The organism is Emticicia oligotrophica DSM 17448 (assembly GCF_000263195.1).
GTDB lineage: Bacteria > Bacteroidota > Bacteroidia > Cytophagales > Spirosomataceae > Emticicia > Emticicia oligotrophica.
Window position 1 is genome coordinate 3,120,516 of the sequence record NC_018748.1, and the last position, 20,525, is coordinate 3,141,040.

Below are 20,525 nucleotides of genomic sequence, written 5' to 3' on the forward strand. Positions count from 1 at the left end.
GGTTGATAGATGTAGCACAATCCTCTGAATTGTGTATTGATGAATTTATTAGCAATTTATAAAAATGCCTTACTTTTTTTCACAGAAGTAAACAATTTCTTCGCTTGGTAAAGAATAACGCTTCACTAATTCTTTCGGCATTTTCATTACAAAATCGTCTTCTGTTACGGTAAAACCTGCTTTTTCAAGTTCACGCCCATAATCACGCCCAAACAGACGAAGGTGGTCGTTTTGCCAGAAAACACGTTCACGTTCACGTGGGTCGGTGATTGTTGGGTCTTCGAATGTATGTTCTTTTGTCCAATCTTGTGGTGATTGAATAATCGCCCAACCATTTGGTTTTAAAACTCTGTATAGCTCCGACATGGCTTTGTGGTAGTCATCAACGTGCTCCATTACGTGATTACAGATGGCTACATCAAAGGTATTTGCTTCAAATGGAATCTGATGAATATCCATTTTAACTTTAGCTAATGGCGATTCAATATCAGCCGTGATATAATCTAAATTTTTCATGGACTCGAAACGGTCGATGAAACAATATTCAGGTGCAACGTGTAATACTTTTAGGTTTTCTGCCTTAAAGAAATTAGTGCGTTCTTTTAGATAAAGGGCCATTAATCTGTGGCGTTCGAGTGCCAAACAGTTTGGACAAAGTGCATTTGGACGAGAAACTAAGCGGCCATAAGGCATAAATTTAGTCAGTTTCGCATCACATACTGTACATTCAACGGTATTTCCTTTTAGGAAAAAAGTATATATTTTAAGTGGAATATGGCTAAATAGCTGTAAATATTTACGTGGGATAAAGCGGAGTAAAAGACTAATAATTTTGCCCATTCTTTTAGGAGTGCTATTTTAGGAGTGCTGAACTAATTGTTATTAAAGGTTTAATTACTACCTTAAAAAACGAATAATTCATTACTGATTGTTGATAATTATTGAAACTTTGCCTCAAAATTAGTTATTTTTGTGGTTAGATTTTACACCAAGAACGATAAAGATTCAATTAAGATGGAACTAAAAAATAAAAAACCGCCTGGAAAGAAAATGTTGAAACGAATGAGTCTTTATACCAAATGGTTACTTTCTTCAGTAGGAGGGCTATTATTGATTGGCTTTGGATTAAGCCTTTTTAGCGAAGCAGGGCATTTAAAGCATACAAATGAACCTTTTTTGCGTTGGTTTTTGCTCGGTACTTATAGCCTAATTATGATTTGCAGTGGTTTATCTGTATTTGGGCAAGGGATTATATTCAAAGTCAGAATTGAGAATAAGAAGCTAATTAAAAAGGCTCTCAAACAGAGAGAAAAAGTAGCAAAGAAAAAACTTACAATTACAAAAATAGACAATTCTAAGATAGAATAGTATTATATTGCAAATAAGTATTTGTACTTAGATTTTGTGTGTAAATATTTGATAATCAAATACTTGTATATTGTTGACTTTGTTTATAATTTTGCAAAATTATAAAACTAATTAATTTAATATTGCATGGCATCATGCATATTAGATTTGTATTTGTACATGACTTTTTTTTCAGCAAAAGATGCTGCAGTATTGCCAAGTGTTCAATATTCCAGAAATATTCTAATTGCAATTGACTTAGGGCCTTATTCCGAAATTCAATTGACCTACACACTACTTCTCACCAAAGATTTTCCATGTAATTATACGGTTGTACATTGCATGAAAGAAAATGAAGATGAAATTGCTTTATCTAAAAAAATTGATGAAATAGTTAGAAAAGCATCTTATAATCTTTCGTTATCAGTAGAAAAAAAAATAGTTAAAGTTTTTTCGAAAAATAATCTACTCGCAACAATTAATGAGATTCATGCTCAGAATTTTCAATCTTGTGTATTTGTAGGAACTTCGAATAGTATAGAATCTACCAAAATGAGTCGGCTGACTTCTCAACTCTTATTGCAGAGTGATTTAAACCTATTTGTTATTCCGCCAGACGTGATACTTTCATTTCCAACTAACATAAGTATTTTAGTCGAAACTACTCATCCAGAAAGTATCGAAAAATTAACAGGATTTAATAGATACATTTCGCACTATAACGCTTTTTTGAACTTTGTCATCTTTGCAGATAATCAAGATGATTTAGTGCATTGCCAGTGTGTGGCTAAAGATTACAAAGCGTTTTTTCGAGAAAGCTATACGTTTACCTTTGTTGCTCAGTGTGATAAGTCTTACTATAACTTTTTGAAATATATTAAAGAGACTCAATGCGAGAGCGTTGTGATACCTTGGAGTAGCGATTCGGATTTTTTTAGGCCGTTTATTGAAAATGAAGATGTTAAGATTCCTTTTAGTCCAAAGATTCCGATATTTTTTTCTAAAAGAAGAGAGCCTATTGAAGCTGCATTTGAGTTTTAACAAAAAAAAGAGACAACCCTAAAGTTGTCTCTTTTTTTTGAAATGCTTTATTAAGAATTATTTAGCAAACTCAGCTTTCAATTCTTCTGCATCTACACGCTTAATATCTACTTTTAAAGATAAACGTTTGATGGTTGCAATTCTATTTTTAGCTACTGCTTGATTTCTTTTTGCTTTACGCTTCAATCGTGTTACTGCCATTGTATTATGTATTTTAAACCCCAAAACCCATTTTCTAATGAGATTTAGAGCATAGTAAAAAATTTTTTGGAATATCAGTGACCCCATTTTGGGGTTTGGGGCAAAATTAGGGTGCAAAGCTACAAAAATCAATTCACATTTAATAATTAACAATAACTTTTTTAAGCTATTTTTGTGGCAAAGAAAAATAATTATCAAAAATACACCGTCTTTACCAAAGTTTTGACGGTATTTCGAAGGTTTTGTTCTATTTCATGAACACTTCGAAAACACTTAAAATAAAATGAGTAAACCAAGTTTAGCAAGAGGAACACGTGATTTTGGACCATCGGTGATGGTTAAGCGAAATTTTATCTTTGATACAATCAAACGCACTTTTCAAAAGTTTGGTTTTCAGCCAATTGAAACACCTACTATCGAAAATCTTTCGGTATTAATGGGTAAATATGGTGATGAAGGCGACCAACTTTTATTTAAAATTTTGAATTCAGGCGATTTCGCAAAAGACCTGAGTCAAAAAGACCTTGATGAAGGTTCGAAGAAGCTTACACACAAAATCTCGGAGAAAGGTTTGCGTTATGACTTAACGGTTCCGTTTGCTCGCTTTGTGGTGATGAATCGCAACGATTTGGTAATGCCATTTAAACGTTATCAAATTCAACCAGTTTGGCGTGCAGACCGCCCCCAGAAAGGTCGTTACCGTGAGTTTTACCAATGTGATGCCGATGTAGTAGGAACCGATTCATTAATTTGTGAAGCGGAAATCGTATTGATGTTGCAAGAAATTCTCCAAAACTTAGGAATCAAAAACTTTACGATAAAAATTAATAACCGTAAAATTTTATCAGGCATTGCAGAAGTAATAGGGGTGAAGGGTAGCGAGGTTCCGCTTACAGTAGCTATTGATAAGCTAGATAAAATTGGCAAAGAAAAAGTAGAAGAAGAACTCCGTGAACGTGGTTTTTCGGAAGAAGCTATTGGAAAACTACAACCAATTTTTGAAATTCAAGGTAATGATACACAGGTTTTCGAGAAACTACGTTTGTGGTTAAAAGATTCGGAAACAGGCTTGAAAGGAATCGAGGAGTTAGAGAAAGTATGGAGTTTGGTAGAAGGATTTGGCTTGACTAATGCTCAAACCCAACTTGATATTACGCTTGCCCGTGGACTGAGCTATTATACAGGTGCAATTTTTGAAGTGAAAGCCAACGGCGTACAAATTGGAAGTATTTCGGGTGGTGGCCGTTATGATAATCTGACGGGTACTTTCGGAATGCCAGGGCTTTCGGGCGTTGGTATTTCATTGGGGGTTGACCGTATCTTTGATGTGATGGAAGAATTGAATTTATTTCCAGATAATCAGGATGTTACGACTAAAGTTTTGGTTACGAATTTCGATGCAGAAGCTGAAAAATATTCATTGCCACTTTTAAAACAACTGCGTGATGCAGGAATCAATGCCGAAATTTACCCTGAATCAAGTAAAATCAAAAAACAATTTGATTACGCCAATCGCAAGAATATTCCATTTGTTATCGTTGTAGGTTCAGATGAAATACAATCAGGTGAACTTACTCTAAAAAACATGGAACTCGGAGAGCAAGAGAAGCTAAGTATAGACCTAATTATAGAAAAGCTAAAATAAAAATCAATGTTAAAAAATAGAAAATTTATTGCCTACGCATTAGTTGTTGTTACGACTGTGGCGGCTACTCTAACCTTTTATTTTTGGCAAGTAGCCAATAGTGCAAACCTAAATGTTGATGGTAAAAAAGATTTTGTATTGTATATTCCAACGGGAGGAACTTACAAAAGTGTAGTTGATTCTTTGCATGAGCATAAAATGATTCATGATGAAATATCTTTTCAGTTTTTATCAAAATGGATGAGTTATCCTGAAAAAGTAAAAGCTGGTAGATATATTATCAAACCTAATTCAGGAAATAGAGAAGTACTTTCAAGATTACGCCGAGGCCAGCAAGATGAGGTACGTCTGACATTCAATAATGTTCGTCTTAAATCTGACCTCATCAAGAAAATGGGTGGTCGTTTTGAATTCAAAACTGAAGATTTAGTGGCACTTCTGCGTAATCCAGAGGCTTGTCAAAAATATGGATTCGATACAACTACAATTATGTGTATGTTTTTGCCTAATACTTATTTTATCAGATGGACAACCACACCTGAGAAATTTATGGCAAGAATGCACGATGAATACAATAAGTATTGGACTAACGAACGCCTTTCACAAGCTAAATCAATCAATATGACGCCAATTCAAGTGGCAATTTTAGCTTCGATTGTGCAATCTGAAACCAATAAAGTTGATGAAATGCCACGTGTAGCAGGTGCTTATATCAATCGTATGGCGGCTAATATGCCATTACAAGCAGACCCAACTGTAAAATTTGCCGTAGGTGATTTTAGTTTACGCCGAATTCTTTACAAGCACCTTTCTATCAATTCGCCGTATAATACTTATAAAAACACTGGTTTACCTCCGGGCCCAATTGCTTTGCCAGAACCAGTAGCTTTGAATGCTGTGCTTAACTATGAGCGTCATAAATACATGTATTTTTGTGCGAAAGAAGATTTTTCGGGCTATCATAATTTCGCCGAAACCTTCCAAGAACACACCAATAATGCTCGTATCTTCCAAGAAGCTCTTGATAAAGCTAATATTAAGTAATTATTAACTGAATAAAATAGCACAGAGTTATTCAAATGATATTCAAAAAAGCGAGGTAAGCAATAAGTTTACCTCGCTTTTTTGTTAATTTGCACCAACAAACTATAAACCTAACTTATGATATCTTTCAAAAAGACATTCTTTTCGAGTAGCCTCCTTTTTGCTACCCTTTCTTTCTCTTATGCACAGAGGTCTTCCGCCGATTTAATTGTGCATAATGCAGTAGTTTACACCGTTGATAATCAGTTTATGAAAGCAGAAGCTTTTGCCGTAAAAGATGGTAAGTTTTTAGCTACTGGTACATCGAAAGAAATCTTAGAAAAATACAATGCAAAACAAAAAGTTGATGCCAAAGGTAAAGCTGTTTTTCCCGGCTTATATGACCCACACAGCCATTTTATGGGATTAGGGCAAATGCTCAGTCAGTGTGATTTGGTTGATACTGAATCTTATGAAGAAATTGTCGAGCGTTTGAAAAAATTTGCTGTACAGCATCCAGAAAACCAATGGATTATCGGGCGAGGATGGGACCAAAATGACTGGAAAAATAAAGAATTTCCAACAAAAGATTTATTAGATAAAGCATTTCCAAATAAGCCAGTGATGCTTACTCGCATTGATGGACATGCTTTATTGGTTAATTCTAAAGCCATAAGTTTAGCTAAAATTTCGCCTTCCAGTAAAGTAGATGGAGGTTTGGTAGAAGTAAAAAATGGACAACTAACGGGTATTTTAGTAGATAATGCCATGGGATTGGTTCGACGTGTAGTTCCAAAGCCAACCGAAGCAGAAAGTAGAAAAATGCTATTAAATGCTCAAAAAGAATGTTTTAAAAATGGTTTAACTACTGTTTCAGATGCTGGTCTAAATCAAGATGATATCGATTTGATTGATAAAATGAATAAGGAGGGAAGCCTAAAGATTAGAAACTATGTGATGGTTTCTTTAGGCATTCGCAATCTTGATTATTTTATCAAGAAAGGTATTTATAAAACCGACCGACTAAATGTTCGCTCGTTCAAACTTTATGCCGATGGTGCTTTAGGGTCTCGTGGAGCTTGCTTATTAAAACCTTACAGCGATGCACCAGATAAAACTGGATTTCTACTCCTTAGTGCTGCTGAATTAGAAAGAAGTCTTACGCAGATTTATAACTCTGATTTTCAAGCAAATACGCACTGTATTGGTGATTCTGCTAATCGTCTGATTTTAGATATTTATGGGAAATTATTGAAAACCAAGAATAATCGTCGTTGGAGAATTGAGCATTGTCAAGTAGTAGATAACAACGATGTGCCAAAGTTTGGGCAATTTTCGGTTATTCCATCTATTCAGGCTACCCACGCCACTTCTGATATGTACTGGGCAGATGAGCGTTTAGGCGATGTACGAGTAAAAACTGCCTATGCTTTCCAAGATTTGTTAAAACAAAATGGAGTAGTAGCCAATGGAAGTGATTTTCCAGTTGAATTTGTTAATCCGCTCTATGGTTTTCATTCGGCTGTTGCTCGCCAAGATGCCAAAAATTACCCAGAAGGTGGCTTTCAAATGGAAAATGCCCTTACTCGTGAGCAAGCCCTTCGTGCCATGACAATTTGGAGTGCCTATGCAAATTTTGAAGAAAAAGAGCGTGGTAGCATTGAGGCAGGAAAAATGGCTGATTTTGTCATTCTTGAAGATGATATTATGCTTGCACCCAAAGAAAAACTTCGTAATGTGAAAGTATTGAATACATTTGTTGGCGGAGAAAAAGTATTTTAAGCTAGCAAATTCAAATTGATTGAACGTGGCGTGGTACGACTTTTAAGATAAAACTGTCCCTCTGGGACTAAATATCGGTAGAAAGGTTGGGCTCCCCCAAAACGAGTTCCATAGGAACGACCTATTTAGTCGTTCCTATGGAACTTAAAATTGAAAAAAACACTATTTACTACCTAGTGTTGGCCGACAATATTTGACCCTTAACAGGGTCTTTTTAATATGACAGGATAACTCATTTAATTTTAAAGTGTCTGCAAAAACATTAAATTCTTATTAATTTGCCAGTAAAATCTACATTTAATGTAATAAATAAGCGAAGTGACTGTTTAGAAACATAATATGTGATTCGACTATTTGACTGAATTTATTCAGTTTACAAGAAAATAGCCCTTTGTTCAATTAATCACTGAATTTATTCAGTGATTATAATGTAAATTAAAAGAAACTCCATAATTATTAAATTAAATCCTGATGATAAAAGTACTTTTTGTGTGTTTAGGCAATATTTGCCGTTCGCCAATAGCAGAGGCTACCTTTAGAGAAATAGTTAAACAAAAAGGGTTGGCTGATAAAATTGAATGTGATTCGGCTGGAACTGCAGGTTATCATATTGGCCAGCTTCCTGACCACCGTACGATGAAGAATGCAGAAAAACACGGACTAAAATTGACTCACAAAGGCCGAAAAATTTCACTAACAGATTTAGATGATTTTAACCATATTGTGGTGATGGATGAACAAAATTTTGAGGATGTATATGAGTTATATTATAAAACTAAGCATCAACCACCGGCGGCTGAAAAGGTATTTTTGCTGCGTGACCACGACCCCGAAACCCGTGGGATAAAAGAAGTGCCAGACCCATACTATGAATCTGAACCATTTTTTGAGGAAGTGTATCAAATTGTGTGGAGGAGCAACGAAGTACTGGTAGAGCATTTAATAGATAAATATCATTTGTTGGCAACAGACTAATGAATCTTGCTGAAATTCTTCAACAAAGGTATTCTAAAGTGAATATCACAAAAATAACCAACTGGATTGGGGTAGATTCCCAACGTTTTGACCAGTTGGTTCAACTTTTTCTACAAGATGATTATGTAACATCCCAACAAGCATCGTGGGCTTTAAGCCATTGTATCGAAGCTTATCCTTCTTTAATTGAGCCTTATTATGTGGTATTTATCAATAAAATCGAAGATGATAATTTGAGCGATACTGCTAAGCGAAATATTATTCGAATGTGGCAATTTGCTGATATTCCCGATACATTTCAAGGAGCTATTTATGATATTTGTTTTCGATATTTGTCAAGCACAGAGGCAGTTGCGATAATTGCCTTTTCGATTACGGTTTGCCACAATATTAGTTTGAAAATTCCAGAACTTAAAACCGAACTTCGTTTAACTCTCGAGGACCTTCTACTAAAGCACCAAGAGGGTGGCTCTCCAGCCATTAAAAGTAGAGCTAAGAACATTTTAGCTAAAATGAAAAAAAAATGACTAAATTTGGGGAATTAAATAACCAAAGAATTTAGTACAATCTCGTATGTTTCTTCGCCTCTTTCATACGATTCGCTTTAATAAAATTCCTCTTTAGAGGCAGGGGGTCTAACTTATGAACAAGAAAGTAGTCTTAATTATCCTTGATGGATGGGGTATCCCCAAAAAAGGAGAAGAATGGCGTTCGGCAATCGAAGCAGCCAATGTTCCATATTTCAGAAAACTCATGAGCGAATATCCAAATAGCACGCTTGAAGCATGCGGTCGTGCGGTAGGTTTACCAAACGGACAAATGGGTAACTCAGAGGTAGGACACATGAATTTAGGAGCAGGACGTGTAGTTTACCAAGAATTAGAGAAGATAAATATTGCCGTTGAAGAAGGTAAATTGGCGAAAGAACCAGTACTTGTCGAGGCTTTTGAATATGCCAAAAACAATGGCAAGAAAGTACACTTTATAGGTTTAGTTTCTGATGGTGGCGTGCATTCACATATCTTCCACGTGAAAGGATTAGTGCAAGCAGCAGCAGATTATGGTCTTTCAGATGTGTATGTGCATGCCTTTACTGACGGACGTGATTGTGACCCAAAAAGTGGAAAAGGATTCTTAGCCGACTTACAAGCTACGCTTGATACAACAGGTGGAAAATTAGCTTCGGTTACTGGTCGTTATTACGCTATGGACCGCGATAAACGTTGGGAACGAGTGAAACTTACTTATGATGTAATGGTGAATGGCGTAGCAGATACTAAAATTGCCATTGGTGAACTAACAGACACGATTCAAAAATCTTATGAAGAAAATGTAACGGATGAATTTTTGAAACCAATTGTTATCACTGAAAATGGTGCTCCAGTAGCTACTATTGCAGAAGGTGATGTGGTGATGTGTTTCAATTTCCGTACTGACCGTGGTCGTGAAATTACTGAGGTACTTACACAAAAAGACTTTCCTGATTTCGGAATGAAAGCCTTGAATTTGTATTACCTTACAATGACTAATTACGATGAAACCTATAAAAATGTAAAGGTTATTTACGAAAAAGATAACTTAAACAACACATTGGGTGAAGTATTAGAAAGAGCTAAGAAAAAACAAATTCGTATTGCTGAAACGGAGAAATACCCACACGTAACATTCTTCTTTTCGGGCGGACACGAACAACCGTTTGTTGGAGAAAGCCGCTTACTTTGCCCATCGCCGAAAGACGTAGCAACTTATGACCTAAAACCACAAATGGCAGCTTATGATATTGATAATGCTATCTTGCCAGAATTAGAAAAAGGAGAAGTAGATTTTGTTTGCTTAAACTTTGCTAATCCTGATATGGTGGGTCATACAGGTGTTTTTGAAGCAGTAGTAACTGCAGTTGAAGCAGTTGATAAATGTTTAGAACAAGTAGTAGAAACTGGCTTGGCTAATGGCTATACTTCAATTGTGATTGCTGACCACGGTAATGCAGATTACATGATTAATGATGATAAAACACCAAATACGCAGCACTCGTTGAATCTTGTGCCATGTATTGTGGTTGATAAGAATGACCGTTTTGATGTAAAAGATGGAAAGTTAGGAGATATTGCTCCCACGATTCTTAAACTAATGGGTGTAGAGATTCCAGCGGAAATGACAGGAAATGTTTTGATTTAATTCCTATAAAAAAGGAAGTCTTCACTTTAAGCGAAGACTTCCTTAATATTCCCCTTAAAGAGAATAAAATTAAGCGTAAACTTTTTCTGCTACTTTGTTGAACTCATCAACATTTACAGTTTTGCTTTCTACTTTAACCGCTGATTTCAAGAACTCACGTACTTTTCTTCCGAATGCACGGTCTGTATAACGACGTACTGCTCCATCTTTGTTTTCTTTCAAAGTTTTACGAGCCATTTGGTCAATCATTTCTTCTAAACCTTCGTAAGAGTAAGCACCGAAGTAATTTCTCATTTCAGCTTTTACTTCTTCCAAAATATCGTTGTATTCTAATTTGATGTCGTTATTGGCAGCAACTTCGTTACGAATTAAATCCATTCGAAGCCCTTTCGCAAAAGCATCATAATCTTTCTCGATATCTTCTACTGTAAATTTACCTTCGTTGATGTTAAACAACCATCTTTTCAAGAACTCATCAGGAAGTTCGATTGAAACGCTATCTAATAATGTTTTTTCAACTTCAAAATCTAATAAATAAGCACTTTCACGAGCGTAATTTTCAGCAATAATTTTTGCAATCTCAGCTCTAAATTCTTCTTCGTTGCTTACTTTTCCTTGTCCAAGAGCTTTGTCAAACAATTCTTGGTCAAGTTCAGAAGCCGCTACACGCGTAATCTTCTCAACTGTTAATTCAAATTCTCCACTCAATGTTGCAGCTTCTTCTTCAGGTTTGCCAGTAGCAAATCCTAAATCTTTAGTATTACTGAAGATTGATTGGATATCAAATTTTACACTGCTTCCTTTCTCCAAACCTTTGAAGATGTGTGCAGATTCCTCTTTCACACGGTCAGTTGGGAAAGTAGCATCTTTCACTTCAAAGCTAGTTGCTTCTTGTTTCAAAGTGCCAAAAATCATATCACCTGCTTCTACTTCTTCCACTTCAGCATCTTTACCAAAACGCTTACGTACGTCTTCGATAGCCTCATTGATTTTATCTTCAGTAGGCGTGATTTCGTAAGTAGTAATTGCTGGAACAGCAGCTAAATCTACAGTAAAATCAGACGCAGTACCAATTTCATATTCAAAAGTAAATTCTTTTTGGTTATCCCAGTCAATATTTTGGGCTGCATCGTTGTCAGGCATTGGGTCACCAACTACACGAAGTTTATTGTTAGCGATATAATCATTAACAGTTTTTGAAACCATATTGATTACTTCATCAACTAAAATACTTTTGCCGTGAAGCTTTTGAATATACTCTTTCGGAACCATTCCTGGGCGAAAGCCTTTGATTTGAGCGGTCTTGCTGTATTGTTTGATTTTTTTATCAACCTCTGGCTTATAGTCAGCTTCTGTGAGGGTAACTTTCAATTTGCCTTGAGTAGAAGAAATTCTATCTAATGTAGTTTCCATTTAGGATTATTTTGATTTTTCGGCCTCTAGCGATAAGCCATCGGCTTTTGCTTTAAAAAGATTTCTAAATTTTTGAAAAAAGGCTTTAGGCAAAGCCAAGTGCCACACCCAAAGGTAAATGGCAAGTACATAACCTAAAAAACCCCCTAACCAAGCAAGGTTCAGAGGGTTTTTCTTCGTACGGGCGGAGGGACTCGAACCCCCACGCCTTGCGGCACCAGATCCTAAGTCTGGCACGTCTACCAATTTCGCCACGCCCGCATTTCCATGACAATTCCGAACTCGGTCGTTGTTGTTTGGGCTGCAAAGGTAGTGAGTATTTTTTATCTTGTCAATAGATGTATAGAAAATATTTTATTTTTTTTTGAGAATATATTTCCCCATATTCATCGAATATTTTAAGGTTGACTATTCTTGGAAAAATATTTGTTCCTAAAAACTGAATTGTTAACTTAGTGTTACGAAAATACAACAAACACAATAAAGAAAGGAGGTCGCTGTGGTAGAACAAGATGTAAGCAATACAACCGAAGTAAGTCATCAAGGCTCAATGATTGATATAGAAAAAGAACGCAACGAAATTTTATCTCGGTATCGCCAATTATTTAGAGCCGCCAAGCCAGTTCTTAAAGGAGATGACGCCCAAAAGATAAGAAAAGCATTTGATATTGCGGTTGAAGCTCATAAAGACATGCGACGTAAGTCGGGTGAGCCTTATATTTATCACCCACTTGAAGTAGCCTTGATTTGTGTGGAAGAAATAGGTCTGGGGGCTACTTCTATTATTTGTGCCTTATTGCACGATGTAGTAGAAGATACAGATATGACACTAAAAGATATCGAACAGGAGTTTGGTTCGAAAGTGGCTCGTATCATTGATGGCCTTACGAAGATTTCAGGTAATTTCGAACAAGGAACTTCCGCTCAAGCTGAAAATTTTAGAAAAATGCTCCTTACACTTTCAGAAGATGTGAGGGTAATTTTAATAAAACTCGCTGACCGCCTGCATAATATGCGTACGCTCGGCAGTATGGCTCGTAATTCACAACTAAAGATTGCCCACGAGACAATTTTCATATATGCTCCATTGGCTCATCGTTTGGGGCTTTATAAAATTAAGTCAGAGCTTGAAGATTTATATTTAAAATATACTGAACCAGAAGTATATAAAGATATTGCTAATAAACTCAAAACTACTAAAGCTACTCGTGACCGCTTCATTGAGACTTTTATAAAGCCCCTTGAGAAAAAATTGCATGATGCCGGCATTGATTTTATTATTAAAGGTCGCCCTAAGCATATCTATTCGATTTGGAATAAATTGAAACATCAAAAAAAGTCTTTTGAAGATATTTTTGATTTATTTGCTATTCGAGTCATTTTGCAAGGAGTTTCAGCCGAAAAAGAAAAATCAGCTTGTTGGCAAGCGTATTCAATCGTAACAGATGAATATAAGCCTAATCCAGACCGCCTCAAAGATTGGATATCTATTCCGAAAGCTAATGGCTATGAATCTTTGCATACAACAGTTATGAGCCACACTGGTCAATGGGTTGAAGTACAGATTCGTACCGAACGCATGGACGAAATTTCGGAGCGAGGTTATGCAGCTCATTTTAAGTATAAAGGGAATGATACTTCAATGGAAGCCCCACTCGACCGTTGGATTAATCAAGTTCGAGAAACTTTAGAGTCGGGTGATAAATCAGCCATTGAGTTTTTGGAAGATTTTCGAGGAAATTTCTATAATGAAGAAGTATTTGTTTTTACACCAAAAGGAGATTTAAAGGTGCTCCGAAAAGGGGCAACAATTTTAGACTTTGCCTTTGAAATACATACGGATATTGGTAAGCGTTGTACGGCAGGGAAGGTAAATGGTCAATTGGTGCCTATAAGTTATGTGATGCAAAATGGTGATCAGATTGAGATTCTAACCACCAAAAACCAAAAACCATCAGAGGATTGGTTACGTTTCGTGACAACCTCAAAAGCAAAGGCACGAATTAAGGATTTACTTAAAGAAGAAAATAAAATCTATTTCAGTGATGGAAAGGAAATTATTACAAAGAAGTTAAAAACATTAGGCCTCGAAAATACCCTTGAAACGCTCAATCAGCTTCGAGCTTATTTCAATAAAAAAGATTATAATGATTTATATTATAGTTTTGGGAAGGGCTATATTCAACCAGATGAAATTAAAAAGTTCAAGACTGAGCGTGAGGCTCGTTTGAATAAACAAGCTAAAATTGAGCTAGATAATAAGGCATTTTTAGATGCTAAAGCCTTTGAAAAAGAATTTAAGAAGGTAAAAGGGGTAGATACACTTTTTATTGGCGATGATTTACAAGAGATTGATTTTACACTGGCCAAATGCTGTAGCCCAATACCAGGAGATGATGTTTTTGGATTTTTGACCATTAATGAAGGAATCAAGATTCACCGTAACTCATGCCCCAATGCTCAGCAACTATTATCTCAGTATGGAAATCGGGTTATAAAAGCTCGATGGTCATCTCAAGTCGCCAAAGCATTTGTCGCAACTATTCATCTCGATGGTCTTGACCGTATGGGAATGATTCAAGATATTTCTAAAGTAATTTCAAGCGAATTACATATAAATATGCGTTCTTTGGCGGTTGATACGAATGATGGTATATTTACAGGCGATATAAAACTTTATATTCAAGATACTCGCCACCTTGAAACCCTCATGCAAAAACTCAATGGCATTGAAGGCATGAATAAAGTAACACGCGTTGATTTAGAGTAAAATTAATACCCAAAAAGAAAAAATAACCTATTATAATGAAAACCTCAACTGTTTTGATGGTTTGGGCTTTGCTATTGTGTTCTGCAAAAAGCTTTGCTCAAAAACCTGATACCTTATATGCAAAAAAAGGATTTTGGAAAACAGCCATTTACAAAGATTCAAATAAACTCACGAGCAGAGAAGTATTGGTTTTGTATGGCGATACGTGGGCTCCGAAAGTCAAATACAAATGGTCTAATATTATAAGGCCAACAGGAGGAGTAGCAATGGTGGGCGGAATAGGATTGATAGCCGTAGGCGTGAAGGGTTTAGATGTGATTACCGTAGTTGAGGGTAAACAAACGAAATACACACTTAGGAGTTTGCCACAAATGGCCGCCGGAGCGGGCTTATTAGTATTAGGTTTTAATATGGTTCTTTCATCGAATTTATTAGTTAAAAATTCAGTGGATGTTTATAACCACATGATTAATTCGAGTAAAAAAATGAGCTATATTGATAGAGTTCGATTAGGCATTACAAATAATAACTCAATAGGAGTGATAGTTTCTTTGAAATAGTCTTAACTATAATTTATCCCCACTTACTTGTCAAGCTTATAAGGCTTGGCTTATTCTTGAAATTCAAATGAAAAAATACATTTTTTTTATAATTATCTTTTTTTTATCAGTTCTAAATACTTTTGCTCAAACAACGCAGGATACACTTTATCCGAAAAGGGTATTTATCACTACCAAAATTTACAAAGACGGTATAAAACTTTCTACCCAAAGAGTAACCGATATATTCATGTTTAAAGGTACTGAGCAATCTTTAATTAAATATAAGTGGTCTAACATTCTAAAACCGATAGGTCCAGTGGTTACAATTGGAGGAATAGGTTTGGCATATGTGGCATTAAAAGGAAAAGACGCCACAAGTATAGTAGATGGAAAAGTTGTCGAATACAAAATTCGTAGTCTTCCTAAACTACTCATAGGAATAGGGTTAGTTGCAGGTGGACTAAGTATGATAGAGTCTTCCAATGAACTGGCCCAACACGCTGTTGATATCTACAACTCAAAAGAAAGAAAGAAAAAGAAAGTAAGTGTGATTAATAACATTCAATTTGGACTAACAGATAGTCACTTAATAGGCTTTAATTTAAATCTAAATTAAAGATTAATATTCTTAAGATACCCTTAAAGCACCATCTATTCTTGGTGCTTTTTGTATTTATCGAAGACTTTATAGAAAAAAATATAGCTAATTGCTTCATTATATTTTTAAATGATGATAGTTCTGTATTTTATTAGTAATTTTATCCTAAAATCATAGTCAAACGCATTTAGTAAAATGGTTTCTAATCCTTCAAATTTTGAAGCAGCAAAAAGTATCTTTACGGCTTATTTGGAAACAAAATTGCTTCGTAAAACGCCCGAAAGGTACGCTATTTTAGAAGAAATTTATTCGAGAAATGACCATTTTGAGGTCGAGGATTTATATATTTCTATGAAAAATAAGAAATATCAAGTAAGCCGTGCCACGGTTTATAATACCCTTGATTTATTGGTTGAGTGTGATTTGGTAAAAAAGCATCAGTTTGGTAAGAACTTAGCTCAATACGAAAAAGCCTATGGCTCGAAACAACATGACCACCTCATTTGTGTAGATTGCCATAAAGTAATGGAATTTTGTGACCCACGAGTACAAAATATCCAAAATATGGTTGGTGATATGCTGAAATTTAAAGTGATGCATCATTCGTTGATTTTCTATGGAACTTGCGAACGAACAGATTGCGAGCACAAAACCAAAGAAGCTTCTTAATCTCAAAAGTTTTGAAAGCGAGATGATGATTTTAGTTGTTGAAAATAAATACTTAGTTTTATTCGTAGAATAAGGTAATTCTACATTCTTAATTCTTACAATTTCAAAATGGTTGACATTCTTTTAGGCTTACAGTGGGGCGATGAAGGCAAAGGCAAAATTGTTGATGTACTTGCTCCAGATTATGAAGTAGTTGCACGTTTTCAAGGAGGACCCAATGCCGGTCATACACTCGAATTCAACGGTTTCAAACACGTATTGCACCAAATTCCATCGGGTGTTTTTCGCCCAGATTGTTTGAATATCATTGGTAATGGTGTTGTGCTCGACCCCATTATTTTCAAAAAAGAAATTGATGGTTTAGGTAAATATAACCTTGATTTGAAGAAAAATTTAGTTATTTCTAAGAAAACAGCCATCATTATTCCTACGCATCGTTTGCTCGATGCAGCTTATGAAAAAGCCAAAGGTGCAGCTAAAATTGGTTCTACTCTTAAAGGAATCGGACCAGCGTATTCTGATAAAGTTGCTCGCCAAGGTCTTCGTTTGGGTGATATCGTTTCTCCAAATTTTGAAGAAAAGTACAAGTCTTTGGTTGAAAAACATACCCAAATCTTAGATTTTTACCAATTCGAGTATGATTTAGCGGAAGCGGAAAAAGATTTTTTTGCTGCGGTTGAATTTTTGAAAGAATTTAACTTACAAGACACCGAATACGTAGTAAATCAATCTTTGAAAGATGGTCAAAAAATCTTAGCAGAAGGAGCTCAAGGCTCATTGCTCGATATTGATTTTGGTTCATATCCGTTTGTTACAAGTTCGAATACGACCGCTGCTGGAGTTTGCTCTGGTTTGGGCGTTGCACCAAATACAATCGGTGAAGTTTACGGGATTTTTAAAGCGTATTGTACACGTGTGGGAAGCGGTCCTTTTCCAACCGAGTTAGATAATGATTTAGGTGAGAAAATTCGTCAAGAAGGACGTGAGTTTGGAGCAACTACTGGTCGTCCTCGTCGTACTGGTTGGTTAGATTTACCAGCTCTTAAATATAGCATCATGCTCAATGGCGTGACTAAATTGGTGATGATGAAAGTAGATGTGCTTAATTTCTTAGATGAGATTAATGTTTGTACACATTATCGTTTGCCAGATGGAACCGTAACCGAACAAATGCCATTTGATTTAACTGATATTGAAGTAGAACCAATTTACACTACTTTTAAAGGTTGGAAATGCTCTTTGGAAGGTATGCGTTCGTTTAAGCAAATTCCTACCGAATTAGCTGATTACGTAAATTATTTGGAAAAAACACTCGAGGTGCCAATTAGCTTTATTTCTACTGGTCCTGACCGTGAAGAAATCATTTTACGTTAATTAAGAAAAATGCTATTTGCTTGATAAATGTGCCTCGTTTTCTAAATGTGGCACATTTATTTTGTATGATATCTAAATGCTTATGGTGTAAAATGACAGGTTTAAAGCCTGTTCAATAATACTAAAACTATGACTTCAAATCTTGCCAATTATCTTTTTAGTAACGAAACGCTCTATAAAAATGTAGTTTCCGATAGCCCTAAAGTTATGGAAACAAAACCTCATATTGAGCCAAAAGTGCTTGTGCAAGAGCCAACTTCTACTCCAACTCAACTAGAGAAAGTTGTGAAACCTACCATTCCAACCCTCAAATTCCGAAATCAAGTTCTGATTTTAGCTGATACGATTTCAGATTCAGAAAAAGCATTATTGGTAAAGATTTTGGGTGCTATCGGACTAACAATTGAACAAGTAGATTTAATAGAATTAAGTAAAGTACATATGCCTGATTATCAGACTTTTGTCTCACAAGCAATTACCAAAAAAGTAATTAGCTTTGGGGTAGGATTAGGGCGTTTGAACTGGAATATTCTCCTAAATATTTATCAACCCAAACAGATAGCGGGTGTTGATTTTCTTCTTTCTGATGAACTGCGTGTGCTTGATACCAATCTCGAATTGAAAAAGGTACTTTGGGGAGCCTTAAAAGCAATGTTTAGTAATTAAATTTGGCAAAGTTCAATAAAATTTCCATCGGGGTCATTCAAAAAAAGCTGTAATATGCCATCTGGTCGTGCTTTTATTGGGAAATACTTTACTCCGTATTCTATCAAAACTTTTTCAGCTAAATAAACATCACTTACCTCCAAAGCAAAGTGATTGCTTCTTACGGGGGTAAAAGTTCGCTCTGGTTGACGACCTATCAAGTGGAGTTCTCGGCCATTTCCTAAATCGAACCAAATAACTGGGTAATCAAAATTAGGTGTTGGGATTTCTTTTAGATCAAGAATTTCTCCGTAAAACCTTCTACTTCTTTCTATTTCACTAATTTGCAAAGCCACATGATTAAAGGCTTTGATGCTTAATTTATTGCTCATTTTCTATTGTTTTTTCTTTCGCAAAAGTAAATAATTACATTGATTGAAAAGCCAAAAACACTTAGAATCCTAATTTTTTTGTAAATTGCAGCATGGAAAAATTTGTTGTTTCGGCCCGAAAATACCGTCCTATCACTTTTGATACAGTCGTAGGTCAGTCGCACATCACAACTACTTTACAAAACGCCATTCGAACCAATCATTTGGCTCAAGCTTTTTTGTTTTGTGGCCCACGTGGGGTAGGTAAAACAACTTGTGCTAGAATTTTGGCTAAAACCATAAATTGCCAAAATCTAACCGAAGATATTTCTCCTTGTAATGAGTGTGAATCTTGTAAGAGCTTCAACAACAATGCTTCTTTCAATATTCATGAGCTTGATGCGGCTTCGAATAACTCAGTAGAAGATATTCGTAATCTGACTGACCAAGTACGTTTTCCTCCTCAATCGGGCAAGTATAAAATATATATCATTGACGAGGTTCACATGCTCTCGCAGGCAGCTTTCAATGCTTTTTTGAAAACCCTCGAAGAGCCGCCAAGTTATGCTATTTTTATTTTAGCAACTACGGAAAAACACAAGATTCTACCCACTATTTTAAGTCGTTGTCAGATTTTTGATTTTAACCGTATTCAAATCAAAGACATTGCCGACCATTTGGCTAACGTAGCGACTAAAGAAAATATAAAAGCTGATTATCAGGCACTTGAGTTAATTGCTCAAAAAGCCGATGGTGGTTTACGTGATGCTCTTTCAATGTTTGATTTGAACGTAACGTTCTCTTCTGGAAATGGACTAACGTATCAAGCGGTCTTAGATAATTTACATATTCTTGATTACGATTATTATTTTCAAATGACCGATGCTTTGGCAGAAAGTAAGGTTTCGGAGGCGTTTTTATTATTCAATGAAATTTTGGAAAAAGGTTTCGATGGTCATCAATTTGTTGTTGGTCTGAATGAGCATTTTCGTAATTTGATGGTAAGTAAAGATCCACAAACCGTAAAACTTTTGCAAGTTGCTGAATCAATTCAACAACGATATATTGAGCAATCAGGGAAACTCTCGCTGGGTTATATCTTCTCATCATTGAGTATTGGTAGTCAGTTAGATATCAATTATAAATCGGCGAAAAACCAGCGTTTACATGTAGAAATTGGCTTGATGAAACTGGCACAGATTCAACAAGTTTTGAATTTGAGTGAACTTCCTAGTAGTGGGGAAGAAAAAAAAAATACTAATTCAGCTGTAAGAACGGAAACGATTTCTGAACAAAAACCGATTCCAGCGGCAGTTACACAAACAACTACTTCACAGGCTCCACCAAGTTATGTACCTACCGTACCAGTAGTTGGGCCTAAGAATATTTCGATGCCGAATATTCCGAGCCCTACACCGGGATTTCAGTCTGCTCGACCTTCGATGGCTTCTTCAAAGCTCCGCTCAACTGTTGATATCGAATCATCGGTTTTTAATCCAAAGACCAATGAGTCAGTTCCAAATAATAATGCCGATACTAATTTATTTAATTATAACGAACCGTTTACATTTGAAGCTGCCCAACAGGCTCTATTTGCTTTCGCTAATGAAAGCGATTTAGAAACTTTGCGGGTAATGCTTAAGCGAGATTTTGAGTTGAATGGTACTACTTTTCATTTGCATTTAGATAATCAAATTCAAATGGATACGCTTACACAAATCAAGCAGGACCTGGCTACTTTCTTGCGTCAGAGATTAAGAAATGTGTCGATACAAATTACAGCAGAAATGCTTGAAACAATCAGTGAGCGTAGGCCATATACCGCCCAAGAGAAGTTTGAATACTTAGCTAATAAAAATCCAGCCTTGTATGAATTGAGAGAAAAACTAGGTTTAGAACTAGTATTTTAAAATAAGAAAAAGTGCGGTAGCTGAGACTACCGCACTTTTTT

At 35.7% G+C, this 20,525-nt stretch carries 19 protein-coding genes and 1 tRNA gene; 15 read left to right on the forward strand and 5 right to left on the reverse strand.

What is annotated here, in order from left to right:
• Nucleotides 1-69: 69 nt before the first annotated feature.
• Complete coding sequence (locus EMTOL_RS12985) at nucleotides 70-840, reverse strand: class I SAM-dependent methyltransferase (RefSeq protein ID WP_015029753.1); 771 nt, start codon at nucleotides 838-840, stop codon at nucleotides 70-72.
• A 174-nt stretch (nucleotides 841-1,014) separates the two neighbouring features.
• Between EMTOL_RS12985 and EMTOL_RS12990 the strand changes: the two genes are divergently transcribed.
• Both EMTOL_RS12990 and EMTOL_RS12995 read left to right on the forward strand, forming a co-directional pair.
• The gene (locus tag EMTOL_RS12990) at nucleotides 1,015-1,368 is read left to right on the forward strand and encodes a hypothetical protein (protein WP_015029754.1); all 354 of its coding nucleotides are present in this window, start codon (nucleotides 1,015-1,017) and stop codon (nucleotides 1,366-1,368) included.
• A 159-nt stretch (nucleotides 1,369-1,527) separates the two neighbouring features.
• Entirely contained in the window at nucleotides 1,528-2,388 is an 861-nt protein-coding gene (locus EMTOL_RS12995; RefSeq protein ID WP_041693559.1) for a hypothetical protein, read from the forward strand.
• A 57-nt stretch (nucleotides 2,389-2,445) separates the two neighbouring features.
• On the opposite strand, the gene EMTOL_RS22445 is transcribed toward EMTOL_RS12995, so the two are convergent.
• Nucleotides 2,446-2,589, reverse strand: coding sequence for a hypothetical protein (locus EMTOL_RS22445; RefSeq protein WP_015029756.1), 144 nt, complete (start codon nucleotides 2,587-2,589; stop codon nucleotides 2,446-2,448).
• Nucleotides 2,590-2,872: 283 nt separating this feature from the next.
• On the opposite strand from EMTOL_RS22445, the gene hisS reads away from it, so the two are divergent.
• The 6 genes from hisS (at nucleotide 2,873) to gpmI (ending at nucleotide 10,192) form a co-directional block, all read left to right on the forward strand.
• A complete protein-coding gene (hisS, locus tag EMTOL_RS13005; protein ID WP_015029757.1) occupies nucleotides 2,873-4,234 on the forward strand; it encodes a histidine--tRNA ligase in 1,362 nt (453 codons plus the stop codon).
• Nucleotides 4,235-4,240: 6 nt separating this feature from the next.
• Complete coding sequence (gene mltG, locus EMTOL_RS13010; RefSeq protein WP_015029758.1) at nucleotides 4,241-5,278, forward strand: endolytic transglycosylase MltG; 1,038 nt, start codon at nucleotides 4,241-4,243, stop codon at nucleotides 5,276-5,278.
• 117 nt (nucleotides 5,279-5,395) lie between these two features.
• On the forward strand, nucleotides 5,396-7,039 hold the full coding sequence (locus EMTOL_RS13015) for an amidohydrolase (RefSeq protein ID WP_015029759.1): 1,644 nt from the start codon (nucleotides 5,396-5,398) through the stop codon (nucleotides 7,037-7,039).
• A gap of 471 nt (nucleotides 7,040-7,510) precedes the next feature.
• Nucleotides 7,511-8,014: a low molecular weight protein-tyrosine-phosphatase gene (locus tag EMTOL_RS13020; RefSeq protein ID WP_015029760.1), complete on the forward strand. Its 504-nt coding sequence runs from the start codon at nucleotides 7,511-7,513 to the stop codon at nucleotides 8,012-8,014.
• Nucleotides 8,014-8,541: a HEAT-like fold family protein gene (locus tag EMTOL_RS13025; protein WP_015029761.1), complete on the forward strand. Its 528-nt coding sequence runs from the start codon at nucleotides 8,014-8,016 to the stop codon at nucleotides 8,539-8,541. Before EMTOL_RS13020 ends, EMTOL_RS13025 begins: the two co-directional genes overlap by 1 nt.
• A gap of 115 nt (nucleotides 8,542-8,656) precedes the next feature.
• Complete coding sequence (gene gpmI / locus EMTOL_RS13030) at nucleotides 8,657-10,192, forward strand: 2,3-bisphosphoglycerate-independent phosphoglycerate mutase (protein WP_015029762.1); 1,536 nt, start codon at nucleotides 8,657-8,659, stop codon at nucleotides 10,190-10,192.
• Nucleotides 10,193-10,261: 69 nt separating this feature from the next.
• Here gpmI and EMTOL_RS13035 read toward each other — a convergent pair whose 3' ends face one another.
• On the reverse strand, nucleotides 10,262-11,605 hold the full coding sequence (locus tag EMTOL_RS13035) for a trigger factor (protein ID WP_015029763.1): 1,344 nt from the start codon (nucleotides 11,603-11,605) through the stop codon (nucleotides 10,262-10,264).
• Between the two features lie 179 nt (nucleotides 11,606-11,784).
• Nucleotides 11,785-11,866: transfer RNA gene (locus tag EMTOL_RS13040), tRNA-Leu, on the reverse strand.
• Nucleotides 11,867-12,155: 289 nt separating this feature from the next.
• Here EMTOL_RS13040 and EMTOL_RS13045 point away from each other — a divergent pair.
• The 6 genes from EMTOL_RS13045 (at nucleotide 12,156) to EMTOL_RS13070 (ending at nucleotide 18,224) form a co-directional block, all read left to right on the forward strand.
• Nucleotides 12,156-14,375: a RelA/SpoT family protein gene (locus EMTOL_RS13045; RefSeq protein ID WP_041694125.1), complete on the forward strand. Its 2,220-nt coding sequence runs from the start codon at nucleotides 12,156-12,158 to the stop codon at nucleotides 14,373-14,375.
• Nucleotides 14,376-14,410: 35 nt separating this feature from the next.
• A complete protein-coding gene (locus tag EMTOL_RS13050) occupies nucleotides 14,411-14,935 on the forward strand; it encodes a hypothetical protein (protein ID WP_015029765.1) in 525 nt (174 codons plus the stop codon).
• Nucleotides 14,936-15,002: 67 nt separating this feature from the next.
• Complete coding sequence (locus tag EMTOL_RS13055) at nucleotides 15,003-15,533, forward strand: hypothetical protein (RefSeq protein ID WP_015029766.1); 531 nt, start codon at nucleotides 15,003-15,005, stop codon at nucleotides 15,531-15,533.
• 177 nt (nucleotides 15,534-15,710) lie between these two features.
• Nucleotides 15,711-16,184, forward strand: a complete 474-nt coding sequence (locus tag EMTOL_RS13060) for a Fur family transcriptional regulator (protein ID WP_015029767.1) — start codon at nucleotides 15,711-15,713, stop codon at nucleotides 16,182-16,184.
• Between the two features lie 108 nt (nucleotides 16,185-16,292).
• Nucleotides 16,293-17,558 carry an adenylosuccinate synthase gene (locus tag EMTOL_RS13065; RefSeq protein WP_015029768.1) on the forward strand — a complete coding sequence of 422 codons (1,266 nt, stop codon included), beginning with the start codon at nucleotides 16,293-16,295 and terminating at the stop codon, nucleotides 17,556-17,558.
• A gap of 129 nt (nucleotides 17,559-17,687) precedes the next feature.
• Nucleotides 17,688-18,224 carry a hypothetical protein gene (locus EMTOL_RS13070; protein WP_015029769.1) on the forward strand — a complete coding sequence of 179 codons (537 nt, stop codon included), beginning with the start codon at nucleotides 17,688-17,690 and terminating at the stop codon, nucleotides 18,222-18,224.
• On the opposite strand, the gene EMTOL_RS13075 is transcribed toward EMTOL_RS13070, so the two are convergent.
• Nucleotides 18,221-18,595, reverse strand: coding sequence for a VOC family protein (locus EMTOL_RS13075; protein WP_015029770.1), 375 nt, complete (start codon nucleotides 18,593-18,595; stop codon nucleotides 18,221-18,223). The two genes, EMTOL_RS13070 and EMTOL_RS13075, sit on opposite strands and share 4 nt — an antisense overlap.
• A gap of 92 nt (nucleotides 18,596-18,687) precedes the next feature.
• Between EMTOL_RS13075 and EMTOL_RS13080 the strand changes: the two genes are divergently transcribed.
• Complete coding sequence (locus tag EMTOL_RS13080; protein ID WP_015029771.1) at nucleotides 18,688-20,484, forward strand: DNA polymerase III subunit gamma/tau; 1,797 nt, start codon at nucleotides 18,688-18,690, stop codon at nucleotides 20,482-20,484.
• The last annotated feature ends 41 nt before the right edge of the window (nucleotides 20,485-20,525 follow it).